The organism is Polaribacter sp. Asnod6-C07 (assembly GCF_045063625.1).
Lineage (GTDB): Bacteria > Bacteroidota > Bacteroidia > Flavobacteriales > Flavobacteriaceae > Polaribacter > Polaribacter vadi_A.
Genome location: NZ_JBEFOF010000005.1, coordinates 373638 through 388246, shown reverse-complemented (window position 1 = coordinate 388246; position 14609 = coordinate 373638). Strand labels below are relative to the sequence as shown.

Genomic DNA, 14609 nt, shown 5'->3' with positions numbered 1-14609 from the left:
ATCATTCTAAAGTATTATCTTTGTAGAGAACAATATATCCCGCTTTTTTTTGCGGGATTCTTTTTATAACAAACGAATTGAGTACAATTGCAACTTTAAATATTGGTGAAATAGGTTATATTTCTGAAGAATCATTAGATTTTATTCCTTTAAAATTATTAGAAATGGGCTGTTTGCCAGGTGCAGAAGTAGAGTTAGTACAAATTGCGCCATTAAAAGATCCACTTTATATATGTGTAAATGGCAGTCATTTGGCAATTAGAAAAGAAACAGCAAGTAAAATTCAAATTCTTAAAGCAAGTAATTAATGTCTAAGAACGATATAAAAGTTGCTTTAATAGGTAACCCAAATACAGGTAAAACCTCTTTATTTAATCAACTTACTGGTTTAAATCAAAAAGTAGGGAATTACCCAGGAGTAACTGTAGATAAAAAACAAGGAGTAAGTAAATTATCACCTACTCAGAACGCAATAATTACAGATTTACCTGGTACTTACAGTATAAATCCAACTTCGTTGGATGAAAGTATTGTTTTAAAAACCCTTTTAAATAATGATATTAAAGCTTCACCAGATGTTATTCTTGTGGTTGCAGATATAGAAAATTTAAAAAGAAATTTACTGTTATTTTCGCAGATTAAAGATTTAGAAATTCCTACAGTTTTGGCCATAAATATGGTTGATCAAATGCATAGAAAAGGAATTAGTATAGATTTATCTCTTTTAAAGGAAGAATTAAATACAGAAATAGTTCTTATTAGTGCAAGAAAAAATGAAGGGATTAAAGAGGTTAAAGAAGCTATAATTCGTTGTCATGTTGCAGCAAAAGCGTCTCCTTTATGTAGTATAGATTCTAAAATTGATCCTGATTATTTTGAAAAATTAAAAGAAATTAGCCCTAACTTCTCAATGTATCAATTGTGGTTAATGGTTACCCAAAATAATTTTCCAGAATCTATTACTAAAGAAGAAAAAGAAAAACTTTTAGCTTTTAAACAAGATATTTCTAAGCTTAAAAAATATCAGCATAAAGAAACCATTTATCGTTATCAAGAAATAAATAAGATTTTAAAAAAAACTTATATTATTGATAAAACTAAAGCTACAGACTTAAGAGGTAAATTAGATAAAATTTTTACCCATAAAATTTTTGGCTATGTGTTTTTTAGTTTGATTTTACTTGTAATTTTTCAATCTATTTTTGATTGGTCATCAATTCCTATGGATTTTATTGATACCATATTTGCACAATTGGCAGACTTTGCAAAAAATAATTTACCAACAGGTGTTTTTACAGATTTGTTAATAGAAGGTATAATTCCAGGAATTGGAGGTGTTATTATTTTTATACCTCAAATTGCAATTCTATTTTTATTTATAGCTATTTTAGAAGAAACTGGTTATATGAGTAGAGTCGTCTTTTTAATGGATAAAATTATGAGACGTTTTGGTATGAATGGTAAGAGTGTAATTCCGCTAATTTCAGGTACAGCTTGTGCAATACCTGCAATAATGGCAACTAGAACTATTTCTAGTTGGAAAGAACGTTTAATTACCATTTTAGTTACACCCTTTACAACCTGTTCTGCACGTCTACCTGTTTATGCTATTCTAATTGCATTGATAATTCCTGACACTAAAATTCTAGGATTTTTAAATTTACAAGGTTTAGTTTTGTTACTGTTATATTTCTTAGGTTTTGCGTCAGCAATTATTGCTGCTTATATTTTACACAAAACATTAAAGATTAAAACAAAATCTTTTTTTGTAGTAGAAATGCCAAATTACAAAATACCATCTGTTAAAAATGTTTTTTATGAGGTGTTAGAAAAAACTAAAGCATTTGTTTTTGGAGCAGGTAAAATTATTTTAGCACTTTCTATTGTATTATGGTTTTTGGCATCTAATGGAGGTGAAGACTATAAAAAAGCTGAACAAAGTGTAATTACTAATGTTGATAATCAGAATTTAAATGATGATGAGCTTCAGCAAAAAATAGCATCAGTAAAATTAGAGAAGTCGTATATAGGTGTTTTAGGAAAAACAATTGAACCAGCAATTAAACCTTTAGGTTACGATTGGAAAATAGGAATTGCTTTAATTACCTCTTTTGCAGCTCGTGAAGTGTTTGTTGGTACTTTGGCTACCATTTATAGTGTAGAAGCAGATGATGAAGATACTACAACAATTAAACAAAAAATGGCTTCTGAAATAAATCCTGATACAGGTAAAAAACGATTTAATTTTCCTGTGGGTATGTCTTTAATGGTTTTTTATGCTTTTGCAATGCAATGTATGGCAACTTTAGCCATTGTAAAACGTGAAACAAAATCTTGGAAATGGCCTTTAATTCAGTTGTTTGGAATGGCATTATTGGCTTATGTTTCATCATTATTAACCTATCAAATTTTAAGTTAATGCAACAAGTTATTGTATATCTTTTAGTGGCTTTAGCAGCTGTTTTTTTAATAAAAAAGTACGTTTTTCCATCAAAAAAAGATAAGAATTGCAGTTCAGATTGCAATTGTCATTAAATATTAACAGAAACTTAAGGATTGTCTTTGTAAGGTTTTTTACTTTTATAACACAAAACAGAAAATATAAATTTAAAATAAATGAAAAAAGCTATTTTATCAATTGCAATATTTACAATTGCTTTAATTTCAACAAAAAACACTTTTGCTCAAGAATTTGCTAAATTAGATGTAAGTCCTATGGATGCAGCTGCTTATCCTGTAAACTGGAGAAATGCAGATAAATTAGTAAAAGTTATTTACAGTAGACCGCAATTAAAAGGAAGATCTTTAGAAAAACTAGCGCCAAAAGATAAAGTTTGGAGAACTGGTGCAAACGAAGCTGCAGAAATTACATTTTATAAAAATGTAACTTTTGGAGATAAAAAAGTAAAAGCAGGTACTTATACGTTATTTACTATTCCTGCTGATGGTAAATGGACAGTAATTTTAAGTAATCAAAAAAATGTTTGGGGTTCTTATTTTTATGATGAAGATGAAGATGTAGTTAGAGTTACAGCAGAAGTTTCTAAAAGAAAGGAATCTGTTGAGGCTTTTTCTATTGCTTTTGATGGTGAAGAAGAGAACGTAACAATGTATTTAGCTTGGGGAGAAACAGTTGTTTCTTTGCCAGTTAAAGGGTAAAAAACGGATAACAATAAAAAATAAAAAACCTCAAAAGTAAATATACTTTTGAGGTTTTTTTATGAGAATTCAATATAGAATTAAGATTGTTTCTGTTGCCATTTCCAAGCAGATTCTAAAGCTTCTTCTAAGCTTTTTTCTGTTTTCCAGTTTAATTCTTTGTTTGCAATTGTAGTATCAGCAAAAGCAGCAGTAATATCACCTTCACGTCTACCAACAATTTTATAATTTAATTTTACGTTGTTTACTTTTTCGAAAGTATTTATAATTTCTAAAACAGACGTTCCTCTACCTGTACCAACATTAAAATATTCAAAAGTTTCTTTGTTGCTATTACCAATTAATCTTTTTAGAGCAGCAATATGTGCTTTGGCTAAATCTACAACGTGAATATAATCACGAACAGCAGTTCCATCTTCAGTTGGGTAATCATCACCAAAAACAGATAATTCTTTACGAATTCCTGCAGCAGTTTGTGTTACAAAAGGTATTAAATTGGCAGGTACACCTAATGGCAATTCTCCAATTTTTACAGTTGGGTGAGCACCAACAGGATTAAAGTAACGTAAAGCAATTGTGTTTATATTGTGTGCTGTACTAGCATCTCTAATAATTTCCTCTCCAATTTGTTTTGTATTTCCATAAACAGATTCAGCAGTTTTTACAGGTGCATTTTCTGTAATTGGTAACTCATCTGCTTGTCCATAAACAGTACAAGAAGAAGAAAAGATAAAGTTATCTAATTTACGATCTCTCATTTCTTGTAGTAAATATACAAGGCTTCCTAAATTATTTTCGTAATAATCTAAAGGCTTGCTCATACTTTCTCCTACAGCTTTAAAGGCAGCAAAATGTATAATTCCATCTACTTTGTTATTGTCAAAAAAGTTTTTTAAATCATTTTTAACACGTAAATCTATTTGGTGAAAATCTGGTTTTGTACCTGTAATTTCTGTAATGCTATCTAAAACAGAAATTGTTGTGTTAGATAAATCATCAATAATTACTACTTCAAAACCTTCATTTTGTAATTCTACTACTGTGTGCGATCCTATAAAACCTAGACCTCCTGTTACTAAAATTCTTTTCATTTTTTTTGATTGTTATTTTTAGGGTTAGTTAATTTAAAAAATTGATTATAGTTTCTGTAATAAAAGTAAGTTGTTCTTTATCTAATTCTGTGTGCATTGGTAAAGAAATAACTGTTTTTATTAAACTGTTGGTTACAGGGAAATCTTCTTCTTTATATCTTTTATCTTGATAGGCTTTTTGCGAATGTAAAGCTACAGGATAGTAAATTGCATTTGGTATGCCTTCTGCAAGTAAATGTTTATGCAATTCATCTCTTTTTCCGTTTGTAATTTGTAATGTATATTGATGATAAACGTGGCAGTCACAAACATCACAAATAGAATTACAATTTTCTGTTTTATTAGATTTTATAGTAGGTGTAATAATGTTAGAGTTGTTTGCAAAAGCTTTATTGTAAAAACGTGCGGCATTTCTACGAGCATCACAATAACTATCTAACTTAGGTAGTTTTGCTTTTAAAACAGCAGCTTGCACAGAATCTAATCTAGAGTTTACACCAACAACATCATGATAGTATCTTGTATACATTCCGTGATTTACAATTCCACGAATTGTGTGTGCAAGTTCGTCATCATTTGTAAAAATAGCACCTCCATCTCCATAACAACCTAAGTTTTTTGATGGAAAAAATGAAGTTGTACCCACATTACCAATAGTTCCTGCTTTTTTCTGTGAACCATCTTTAAAAGTGTAATCAGCGCCAATAGCTTGTGCATTATCTTCGATTACAAATAAGTTGTATTCTTTAGCTATTTCTAAAATAGCATCCATATTTGCTACTTGTCCAAATAAATGAACAGGTACAATGGCTTTCGTTTTTGGAGTAATTGCTTTTTTAAGAGCATCAATATCAATGTTAAAAGTATCAGCTTCAACATCAACCAAAACAGGTGTTAATTTTAGTAAAGCAATAACTTCTACAGTTGCTGCAAATGTAAAATCTGCAGTAATTACTTCATCACCTTGTTCTAAACCTAAACCCATCATTGCAATTTGCAAGGCATCTGTACCATTGGCACAAGGAATAACGTGTTTTACGCCCAAATAATCTTCTAAATCTTTTTGAAATTCTTTTACTAAAGGACCATTTATATAAGCTGAAGAATTTAAGACTTCTTGAATTGAAGTGTCAACAGTTTCTTTAATTTGTTGATATTGACTTTGCAAATCAACCATTTGAATTTTTTTCATAAAAGCTACATATATTGATACATCAAAAATACGATTTAAATCCTTTATCTTTGATAAGTTCAAAAATTTTCAAATGAAATTTCTAAAAAAAGGTTTAAAAGTTGTAGTTTTTCTTGTAATTCTAATTGCTGTCTTAATTTTTGTGTATTCTAAAGTAAATGAACCAAAATATTCAGGTGAATTAGAAATTAAAAATCTATCAGAAGAAGTAACTGTTTATTTTGATGAAATTGGTGTGCCACATATAAATGCACAAAATCAGAAAGATGCATATTTGGCTTTGGGGTATATTCACGCACAAGATAGATTGTGGCAAATGGAACTCATCAGAAGAATTGCACCAGGAAGATTATCGGAAATTTTTGGTAAAGATTTAGTAAGTACAGATGTGTTTTTCTCTGGATTAGGAATAGAAGAAGCTGCAGATAAAACGATTGCTAGTTTAGATAAAAACTCAGATTCTTATATGTTATCTCAAGCTTATTTAGATGGAATTAATCAATATTTAGAAGAAGGAAGTACGCCTTTAGAATTTAGGTTATTAGGTATTGAAAAAGAGAAATATACCCTAAAAGATATTTATAATGTGTTTGGTTATATGTCTTTTAGCTTTGCTGTTGCTCATAAAACAGATCCGCTTTTAACAGAAATAGAAGAGAAATTGGGTAAACCTTATTTAGATGAAGTTTTAGGTGCTTACTCCAAAAATTTATTCATCAACAAAATGGATAGCGTTTCTAAAATTAATGCTAATTTTTCTAAAAGTGTAAGTGCAATTATGGATCAAATGCCAGTTCCGCCTTTAATAGGGAGTAATTCTTGGGTAATTGGTGCTGATAAAACTAAAAACGGAAAAGTAATTTTTGCAAACGATCCTCATATTGGTTATTCTCAACCTTCTGTTTGGTATCAAAATCATATAAAAACACCCGATTTTGAAATGTATGGATTTAATATTGCATTAATGCCTTTTCCATTATTGGGTCATAATAAAGATTATGCATTTGGATTAACAATGTTGGCAAATGACGATTTAAACTTTTATATCGAAGAAAATAATCCGAAAAATGAAGGAGCTTATAAAACTGAAAATGGTTATAAATTTTATGAAACTAGAACAAAAACTATCAATATAAAAGGAGATACAGATACTACTTTTACAGTTAAAGTTTCTAAACATGGGCCAATTATGAACGGTATTATATCTCATTTAGAAGATAAAAGGCCAATAGCAATGAATTGGATTTATACACAATTAAAAAACGAAATGTTAGATGTTTCTTATGGAATATCTCATTCTAATTCAATTGATGATTTTAAAGTTGCTGTTTCTAAAATTCATGCTCCAGGTTTAAATGTAATGTATGGTGATGCTGATGATAATATTGCTTGGTTTGCTTCTGCAAAATTGTATCAATTAAGAGATAGTTTGTCTACTAAAATGTATTTAAATGGTGCTTCTGGTAAAGATGAAATTACAGAATATTTAGATTTCAGCGAAAATCCGAAATCGATAAATCCGAAATCAAATTATGTTTATTCTGCAAATCATCAGCCAGATTCTGTAAGAGGTAAATTGTATCCTGGTTATTATCAGCCAGAAAATAGAACTAAAAGAATTGTTACCCTTTTAGAAGCTAAAAACGATTTTACAAAACAAAATGTTGCAGAAATGTTATACGATGTTACTTCTTCTGTAGATCATAATATTGCTCATGATATGTTGCAATTTGTTGCTAAGGATAATCTTGGAGCATCAGAAAAACAAGCATTTTCAATTTTAGAAAATTGGGAAGGTATTTATTTAAAATCATCAATTGCACCTACAATTTACAATCGTTTTTTGTTTGAGTTTTTACAAAATACCTATAAAGATGAATTAGGTAATGGGTTTGATTTATTTATCAATTCTCAGTTACAAGATCAGGTTTTGGTTAGTCAAATAGATAGAGAAAATTCTGTTTGGTGGGATGATGTTTCTACCAAAAATAAAATTGAAATAAAAGAAGAAATTATTACAACATCGTTTAAAAATGCAATCTCTTTTTTACAAAATCAATTGGGACAAAATGTAGAAAGTTGGACTTGGGATAGAGTGATTTCTGTTGAACACGAACACGCAATTGGTAAAGCTGGTGGACTTTTACGTAAAATTTTTAATGTTGGGCCTTTTAAAACAGTTGGCGGTAATGAGGTAATTAACAATCAAATTTTTAAGTTAGATAGTACAGGGATTTATAAAATAACTTCAGGGCCATCCTCTAGAAGAGTTATCGATTTTTCTGATGTAGAAAATAGTTTAGGTATTGTTCCAACAGGTCAATCTGGTAATGTTTTTAGCAATTATTATAAAGATCAGGCACAAAAATATGTTGATGGTAAATTTGAAAAAATGAAATTAAATGAAACCGAAATTAAAAAAAGTGAGAATGTCTTGATTTTGAAGCCTAAGAATTAATCAAAATCAAGATTTTTAACTTGTTTAAGAGTATAAACTTTATAGGTAATGCTTAATTGTTTAGAATATTCTTCAATTGTTGAAGTAAATCCTGTAGACTTTCTCAGTTCATTAATTTTCTCAGGATTTTTAATTGGCCAAATAAACCATTTATATTCTTCTTCTCCAGTATCTTTATTCTTTATTAGTCTTGAAGATCCTTGTGTCCCGTAAATTTGCTCTTTATTTTCAAACATTAATTGTCTGTCTTGCATCATAGCAACTAAAGTAAATTTCAGTTCACCATTTTTACTAGCATTTTCTATAATAGGTAAATATTCTTTTATTTTTTTTGAATGCTGAATCACATACCAAACTACTTCATTTGTTGGGTATCCTACTAAGCTTTTTCCTGGGTAACCATATTTTCTTATAATCTCTTCTATTCTCTCAAGATTTAGCTTGTCGTGTTTGTCTATAATTGGCCAACTGTTTGCTCTAAATTCTTTTAGAGTATAACCTTGTTCTTTTAGAAATTCATTTAACTCTGATGAAGAGTCAGCTGAAGAATTATTTATAAAGCGTCTGAAATTTTGATCAACTTTATATATGCTATCTAATTCAGTTTTTAGAGAGGCTTCATTTTCTTTAGTTTGACTAAATATTATCAGTGGAAAAATAAGCAATAGAATTAATAATTTTCTCATTAGAATTTTTCTATAAAGATAATTATTAACTACAAGCATTCCAAATTACTTCAATAGGTGTAGGTGCAATTACAGAAATCTGTTCTTTAGAAACAGGGTGAATAAATTCAATTTTTCTAGCATGCAAATGTATGCTGCCATCTTTATTACTTCTGTTAAAACCGTATTTTAAATCGCCCTTAATAGGAAAACCAATAGAAGATAATTGTGTTCTAATTTGGTGATGTCTGCCAGTTTCTAAATCAATTTCTAATAAAGAGTAATTGTCTAATTTTTTAAGAACAGTATAATGTAAAATTGCTCTTTTAGAGCCTTCTATTTCTTTATTAAAAACAGAAGATTTATTGTTTTTAGGGTTCTTTTTTAGGAAATTAATAAGTGTGTCTTTTTCTTTCTTCGGATGATTTTTAACAACAGCCCAATAGGTTTTGTTAATGGTTTTATCACGTAACATTTTGTTTAAACGCTCTAAAGCTTTAGAGGTTCTTGCAAAAATAATTACACCAGAAGTGGGTCTGTCTAAACGATGTACAACACCTAAAAAAACATTCCCAGCTTTATTGTATTTTGCTTTAATGTATTCTTTTACAACATCACTTAAAGGTTTGTCTCCAGTTTTATCACCTTGTGTGATATCTCCAGAACGTTTGTTAACAATTATTATATGATTGTCTTCAAACAAAACCTGTAAGTTGTCTTTGTTAGAATGCATTATCGATTATTTAAAATCTTTGGCAACATCTTTATTAACACCATCAATAAATTCTAAAAATTCTTTTCTACCTAAACCAGAAGTAGATGAGGTTAAAAAAGAAGTAGGTAAAGTTTCCCAGTGTTGCAATAACTTTTTCTTATAAGATGTTATTTGTTTGTTTAATTTAGAACTTGGTAATTTATCTGATTTTGTAAAAATTAAGCAAAAAGGAATTTGGTTTTCGCCTAAAAAACGCATAAAATCTAAATCGATCTTTTGTGGGTCGTGTCTAGAATCAATTAAAACAAAAGTACAAACTAGCTGTTCTCTTTCTTTAAAGTAGTTCTCTATAAAGTACTGAAAAATAACTCTTTTTTTCTTAGAAACTTGAGCATAACCATAACCAGGTAAATCTACCAAAAACCACTCATCATTAATTTTAAAATGATTAATTAATTGCGTTTTACCAGGTTTTCCAGAAGTTTTTGCAAGCGCTTTACGCTCCATTAACATATTTATTAATGAAGATTTACCAACATTAGAACGCCCTATAAAAGCATATTCTGGTAGCCTTTCTTTAGGTGCATTAATAACATTGCTGTTACTCATTACAAATTCAGCAGTTTTAATTTTCACAACGTAAAATGTTTAGAATTTTGTCGATTTTAACCAATCACCCAAAATCTGATTAAATTCTTCAGGTCTTTCCATCATTGCAGCATGTCCACATTTATCTATCCAAAACAAGTTTGAATTTGGTAACAATTTATGAAAATCGTGAGCAACTTCAGGAGGCGTAACTCCATCTTGTTTTCCCCAAATTAAACAGGTTGGTTGTTGCATGTTTGGCAAATCATTGGCCATATTATGTCTAATGGCACTTTTTGCAATAGATATTGTTTTTAATGCTTTTATTCTGTCGTTAACAGTGGCATATACATCATCTACCAATTCTTTAGTCGCTACTGCAGGATCATAAAAAACATCTTTCGCTTTTTGCTCTATAAATTCATAGTTTCCTCTTTTCGGAAAACTATCTCCCATTGCATTTTCATACAAACCAGAACTACCAGTAAGTACAAGACCACTCACTTTTTCTGGGTAATGTTTGGTAAAATACAATGCAATATGGCCTCCTAAAGAGTTTCCTAATAAAATAGCGCTGTCAATTTCTTTATATTCTAGAAATTCTTTTAAGTAAGCAGCTAAGTTTTTAACATTAGTTTTTATTAATGGAAGTGTGTACAATGGTAATTCTGGAATTAACACTGTGTAACCTTCTTTAGAAAAGTGTTCGAATGTAGAACCAAAATTACTCAGAGCCCCCATTAAACCGTGTAAAACAATGATTGCAGGTCCTTCTCCAGCTTCTGCATATGTAAACTTACCTTCAGTTTTTAACTTGTCAGTCATTGATTTTTGTTTGAATTCACTAATCGCAAATGTAGTTCTTTTTTATGATATAAAAATTGATTTCAGTATCAGTAAGTTAGAGTTGTTAACAACTGTTTTTTCTTGCAAATACTGAGGATGCTCTGTTTTTATTAACAAAGTGGTAAAAAGTGGTAAAAAGTGGTATATTTTGTATATTTTTGACCTATAAATCGAGATTTTAAGTGATAAACCTAATTGGTGAACATAATTGCAAGGCAGATGCCAAAGGAAGAGTGATGCTACCATCAGCTTTTAAAAAAGCACTTGCGCCAGTTTTACAAAAAGGTTTTGTGTTAAAGCAATCTATATTTGAGTCTTGTTTAGAGTTGTATCCAATGCAAGAGTGGGATGTAACAATGGCAGAGGTTAGTAAAAAAAATAGGTTCAATAAAAAAACAAACGATTTCATAAGAATTTTTTCAGCGGGTGTAAAGTTAGTTGAATTAGATGCAACAGGTAGGTTTTTAATTCCAAAGAATTTATGTGATTTCGCTGGTGTAAAAAAAGAAATCGTAATGTCTGCATCAGCAGGAATTATAGAAATCTGGGATAAAGAGAAGTACGAAAAAGCAATTGCAGATGCTAGAGATAATTTTGCAAGTTTAGCTGAAGAAGTAATGGGGGATTCAAATAATAATGATAATGAGTAGTTACCACAGTCCTGTTTTATTGCACGAAAGTATAGATGCATTAGCCATAAAAGAAGATGGTATTTATGTTGATGTTACTTTTGGAGGTGGAGGTCATTCTAAAGAAATTTTAAACAGACTTGGCAAAAACGGAAAATTGTTCGCTTTTGATCAAGATCCTGATGCTTTAGCTAATGAGATTGACGATGAGCGTTTTATTTTGATTCCAGAAAACTTTAGATACATTTCAAGATTTTTAAGATTTCATAGAATAAAAAAGGTTGATGGGATTTTAGCTGATTTAGGAGTTTCTTCTCATCAGTTTGATGAAGCTGAAAGAGGTTTTTCAACGCGTTTTGAAGGTGATTTAGATATGCGAATGAATCAGAAATCTAAAAAATCTGCACAAGAAATTATAAATAAATATTCTGAAGAGCAATTAGCAGCTATTTTATTTGCTTATGGTGAGTTAAGAAATTCGAGAAAGATAGCGAGACTTATAGTTCATGATAGAAGTAATAAAAAAATTGAAACCAGTTTTCAATTAAAAGAGGCTTTAAGAACAGTATTGCCTAAAGCAAAAGAACATAAAATATTGGCTCAAATTTTTCAGGCCATCAGAATTGAAGTGAATGAAGAATTAGATGTTTTAAAAGAGTTTTTAGAACAAGTGCCAAATTTATTAAATGATGAAGGTAGGTTAAGTGTAATTTCTTATCACTCTCTAGAAGATCGATTGGTGAAAAGATTTATAAGAACAGGTTTGTTTGAGGGTGAACCTGAAAAAGATGTTTTTGGGGTTTCTAATGAACCATTAAAAAAGGTGGGGAAATTAATTATTCCAAAACCTGAAGAAATCAAAATTAATAATAGAGCAAGAAGTGCAAAATTAAGAATTGCAACTTTAAAGAATTAGAATGGCAAAAGTTAAAAAAGGGGTTTACGATTTTCTAAGAGGAAGTTTCCTTACAGACGAATCAGCTTTTAAAAATTGGCGAATTATCATTTTTTTGGTGTTATTGATGTTAATTATGATTTATAGTGCTCATAGTTCTGAAAAGAAAGTGTTTGAAATATCAGAATTAAATAAAAGAAAAAGAGAATTAAGAGCAGAGTATGTAGATACAGGTACCATTTTAATGCGAATGAAAATGGAATCTAGTGTTAGAGAAAAAGCAAAAGCAAGAGGATTAAAACCATCAGAAACTCCTCCAAAGAAAATAAAAGTAACGATTAAAGACTAATAAAATTGGCAACTCACAAAAAAAGCATACTTACCAAATTCTACATAGTAGCTTCTTTTATGACGCTAATTTTGTTTGCAATCATTTTTAGGGTTGTAGATATTCAATACTTTCAAGGAGAAAAATACAAAAAACTTTCTACAGAACTTACAGTTAAGCAATTTACAATTGCTGCAAATAAAGGAAATGTTTATGCTGCAGATGGTAATTTGTTAGCAACTTCAATGTCTAAATACACTATTAGAATGGATGTTGTAGCTGTAAATGGTAATGTGTTCGAAAAAAATATTGCAGCTTTATCTAAAGAGTTATCAAAAATGTTTGGTAGATCTGCAAGCTACTATCAGAATAAATTAAGAACAGCTAAAAAACGCAAAAACAGATATCTGTTAATTGCCAGAAATGTGGGGTATAATGATTATCTAAAAATGAAGACATTCCCAATTTTTAAATTAGGTGTTTATCAAGGTGGCTTTATTGCAGAACATAAAACTGTGCGTGCGCATCCAATTGGTAAAATTGCAGAACGTACAATTGGTTATGATGATTTTAGAGGAGAAGCAGGTATAGAAGGTGCTTTTGCAGATTTTATGCAAGGTGAAAATGGTTTAAGATGGAAACAGAAAATTGCTAAAAATCAATGGAAACCAATTTCTGATGTAAATGAAAAAGAGCCAATAGATGGTCATGATATTATTACAACTATAGATGTAAATATTCAAGATATAACACATCATGCATTATTACGTCAATTAGAGAATTTTGAAGCGGATCATGGGTGTGCAGTAGTTATGGAAACTGCAACAGGAGAAATTAAAGCGATTTCTAATTTAGGAAGAACATCAAAAGGAAAGTATTTCGAAAAGAGAAATTACGCAGTTTGGGAAAGTCATGAACCAGGGTCTACTTTTAAACTAGCAAGCTTAATGGCGGCTTTAGATGATAAAGTAATTGATACATCTACAGTGGTTGATACAGAAAAAGGTAGAATTTACATCAATAACAGAAAAGTAGAAGATTCTAGAAGAGGTGGTTATGGTAAAATTTCTGCAGCGCGTGTTTTTGAGGTTTCGTCTAATGTTGGTATTGTTAAGTTGATAAAAAAGCATTACGATCATCAACCAGAAAAATTTATTGATAAAGTAGAAAAATACGGATTTACAAAACCAATTGGTTTTCAAATTAAAGGTGAAGGAAAACCTTATGTGCCAAAACCATCAGACAAAAGTTGGAGTAAAATTTCTTTAGAATGGATGTCTTGGGGATATGGAATTTCTGTAACACCAATGCAAACACTTATGTTTTATAATGCTGTTGCTAACAATGGAGTTATGGTAAAACCACGTTTTGTAAAAGAATTAAGAAGAGAAAATAAAGCAGAAAAAGTTTTCGAAACAGAAATTGTTAATCCAAAAATTGCATCCGAAGAAACTTTAAAGAAGATTAAAAAAGTGATGGAAAATGTAGTCATTAAAGGTACTGCAGATAATATTTATTCTCCAAACTTTTCGATGGCTGGTAAAACTGGTACTGCTAAAAAATACATTCCAAGAACTAAAAATAGTAAAGGAGAATGGCAAGGTGGTTACTATTCTACAAAAGAATATGTGGCTTCTTTTGCAGGTTTTTTTCCTGCTGATGAACCAAAATACTCGTGTATTGTTGTGGTGCATAATCCTGATAAAAAGAAGGGGTATTATGGAGCAACAGTAGCTGCACCAGTGTTTAAAGAAATTGCTCAGAAAATTTATACAACAACGCCTATTGATAATCAATCTGTAGATGATAAAGTAGAATTTGCAGCAATAGATGATCAGTATAAAAAATACAACAAACTTTTAAGTGTAGATTTTACAAAAGTGCCAAATGTAAAAGGGATGAATGGAATGGATGCCATTTCTATGTTAGAAAATATTGGCTTAAAAGTAAAATTTTCTGGAGTTGGGAAAGTAAAATCGCAATCTATTAAAAAAGGAGAAAAGTTAGTAAAAGGAAGTACCATTATTTTAAAATTATCATAAA

Annotated in this window: 14 protein-coding genes; 8 read left to right on the top strand and 6 right to left on the bottom strand. The window is 29.8% G+C overall.

What is annotated here, in order from left to right; genetic code table 11:
- Positions 1–77 precede the first annotated feature (77 nt).
- From ACJJVK_RS01635 to ACJJVK_RS01625, 3 genes are all read left to right on the top strand, one after another.
- Entirely contained in the window at positions 78–308 is a 231-nt protein-coding gene (locus tag ACJJVK_RS01635; RefSeq protein ID WP_215993793.1) for a FeoA family protein, read from the top strand.
- On the top strand, positions 308–2419 hold the full coding sequence (feoB, locus tag ACJJVK_RS01630) for a ferrous iron transport protein B (protein ID WP_405562507.1): 2112 nt from the start codon (positions 308–310) through the stop codon (positions 2417–2419). Before ACJJVK_RS01635 ends, feoB begins: the two co-directional genes overlap by 1 nt.
- Before the next feature lie 197 nt (positions 2420–2616).
- A complete protein-coding gene (locus ACJJVK_RS01625; RefSeq protein WP_215993791.1) occupies positions 2617–3159 on the top strand; it encodes a DUF2911 domain-containing protein in 543 nt (180 codons plus the stop codon).
- Positions 3160–3239: 80 nt separating this feature from the next.
- On the opposite strand, the gene galE is transcribed toward ACJJVK_RS01625, so the two are convergent.
- Positions 3240–4250, bottom strand: a complete 1011-nt coding sequence (gene galE / locus ACJJVK_RS01620; protein ID WP_215993790.1) for a UDP-glucose 4-epimerase GalE — start codon at positions 4248–4250, stop codon at positions 3240–3242.
- Positions 4251–4278: 28 nt separating this feature from the next.
- Positions 4279–5442 (bottom strand): DegT/DnrJ/EryC1/StrS family aminotransferase, encoded by a 1164-nt coding sequence (locus tag ACJJVK_RS01615; protein WP_405562505.1) that lies wholly within the window; start codon positions 5440–5442, stop codon positions 4279–4281.
- A gap of 73 nt (positions 5443–5515) precedes the next feature.
- Between ACJJVK_RS01615 and ACJJVK_RS01610 the strand changes: the two genes are divergently transcribed.
- Positions 5516–7900, top strand: a complete 2385-nt coding sequence (locus ACJJVK_RS01610) for a penicillin acylase family protein (protein WP_405562504.1) — start codon at positions 5516–5518, stop codon at positions 7898–7900.
- On the opposite strand, the gene ACJJVK_RS01605 is transcribed toward ACJJVK_RS01610, so the two are convergent.
- From ACJJVK_RS01605 to ACJJVK_RS01590, 4 genes are read right to left on the bottom strand one after another with little or no spacing between them, the layout of a single operon-like run.
- Positions 7897–8586 (bottom strand): DUF6624 domain-containing protein, encoded by a 690-nt coding sequence (locus ACJJVK_RS01605; RefSeq protein WP_405562503.1) that lies wholly within the window; start codon positions 8584–8586, stop codon positions 7897–7899. The genes ACJJVK_RS01610 and ACJJVK_RS01605 overlap by 4 nt on opposite strands.
- Before the next feature lie 25 nt (positions 8587–8611).
- Positions 8612–9298: an RluA family pseudouridine synthase gene (locus tag ACJJVK_RS01600; RefSeq protein ID WP_405562501.1), complete on the bottom strand. Its 687-nt coding sequence runs from the start codon at positions 9296–9298 to the stop codon at positions 8612–8614.
- A 6-nt stretch (positions 9299–9304) separates the two neighbouring features.
- Positions 9305–9916 carry a ribosome biogenesis GTP-binding protein YihA/YsxC gene (gene yihA, locus ACJJVK_RS01595; protein ID WP_215993785.1) on the bottom strand — a complete coding sequence of 204 codons (612 nt, stop codon included), beginning with the start codon at positions 9914–9916 and terminating at the stop codon, positions 9305–9307.
- Positions 9917–9928: 12 nt separating this feature from the next.
- The gene (locus ACJJVK_RS01590; RefSeq protein ID WP_405562500.1) at positions 9929–10693 is read right to left on the bottom strand and encodes an alpha/beta fold hydrolase; all 765 of its coding nucleotides are present in this window, start codon (positions 10691–10693) and stop codon (positions 9929–9931) included.
- 203 nt (positions 10694–10896) lie between these two features.
- Between ACJJVK_RS01590 and mraZ the strand changes: the two genes are divergently transcribed.
- The 4 genes from mraZ to ACJJVK_RS01570 are packed head-to-tail and all read left to right on the top strand — an operon-like array spanning position 10897 to position 14608.
- Positions 10897–11364 carry a division/cell wall cluster transcriptional repressor MraZ gene (gene mraZ / locus ACJJVK_RS01585; protein ID WP_215993783.1) on the top strand — a complete coding sequence of 156 codons (468 nt, stop codon included), beginning with the start codon at positions 10897–10899 and terminating at the stop codon, positions 11362–11364.
- On the top strand, positions 11357–12259 hold the full coding sequence (rsmH, locus tag ACJJVK_RS01580) for a 16S rRNA (cytosine(1402)-N(4))-methyltransferase RsmH (RefSeq protein ID WP_215993782.1): 903 nt from the start codon (positions 11357–11359) through the stop codon (positions 12257–12259). Before mraZ ends, rsmH begins: the two co-directional genes overlap by 8 nt.
- A gap of 1 nt (position 12260) precedes the next feature.
- Positions 12261–12587: an FtsL-like putative cell division protein gene (locus ACJJVK_RS01575; RefSeq protein ID WP_405562497.1), complete on the top strand. Its 327-nt coding sequence runs from the start codon at positions 12261–12263 to the stop codon at positions 12585–12587.
- Between the two features lie 59 nt (positions 12588–12646).
- The gene (locus tag ACJJVK_RS01570; protein ID WP_405568295.1) at positions 12647–14608 is read left to right on the top strand and encodes a penicillin-binding protein; all 1962 of its coding nucleotides are present in this window, start codon (positions 12647–12649) and stop codon (positions 14606–14608) included.
- The last annotated feature ends 1 nt before the right edge of the window (position 14609 follow it).

Coding starts and splice junctions, on each gene's coding strand:
- ACJJVK_RS01600 (WP_405562501.1), bottom strand. CDS start 9,298: ATGCATTCTAACAAAGACAACTTACAGGTTTTGTTTGAAGACAATCAT.
- ACJJVK_RS01570 (WP_405568295.1), top strand. CDS start 12,647: ATGACGCTAATTTTGTTTGCAATCATTTTTAGGGTTGTAGATATTCAA.
- ACJJVK_RS01575 (WP_405562497.1), top strand. CDS start 12,261: ATGGCAAAAGTTAAAAAAGGGGTTTACGATTTTCTAAGAGGAAGTTTC.
- galE (WP_215993790.1), bottom strand. CDS start 4,250: ATGAAAAGAATTTTAGTAACAGGAGGTCTAGGTTTTATAGGATCGCAC.
- ACJJVK_RS01625 (WP_215993791.1), top strand. CDS start 2,617: ATGAAAAAAGCTATTTTATCAATTGCAATATTTACAATTGCTTTAATT.
- rsmH (WP_215993782.1), top strand. CDS start 11,357: ATGAGTAGTTACCACAGTCCTGTTTTATTGCACGAAAGTATAGATGCA.
- feoB (WP_405562507.1), top strand. CDS start 308: ATGTCTAAGAACGATATAAAAGTTGCTTTAATAGGTAACCCAAATACA.
- ACJJVK_RS01610 (WP_405562504.1), top strand. CDS start 5,516: ATGAAATTTCTAAAAAAAGGTTTAAAAGTTGTAGTTTTTCTTGTAATT.
- ACJJVK_RS01605 (WP_405562503.1), bottom strand. CDS start 8,586: ATGAGAAAATTATTAATTCTATTGCTTATTTTTCCACTGATAATATTT.
- ACJJVK_RS01615 (WP_405562505.1), bottom strand. CDS start 5,442: ATGAAAAAAATTCAAATGGTTGATTTGCAAAGTCAATATCAACAAATT.
- ACJJVK_RS01590 (WP_405562500.1), bottom strand. CDS start 10,693: ATGACTGACAAGTTAAAAACTGAAGGTAAGTTTACATATGCAGAAGCT.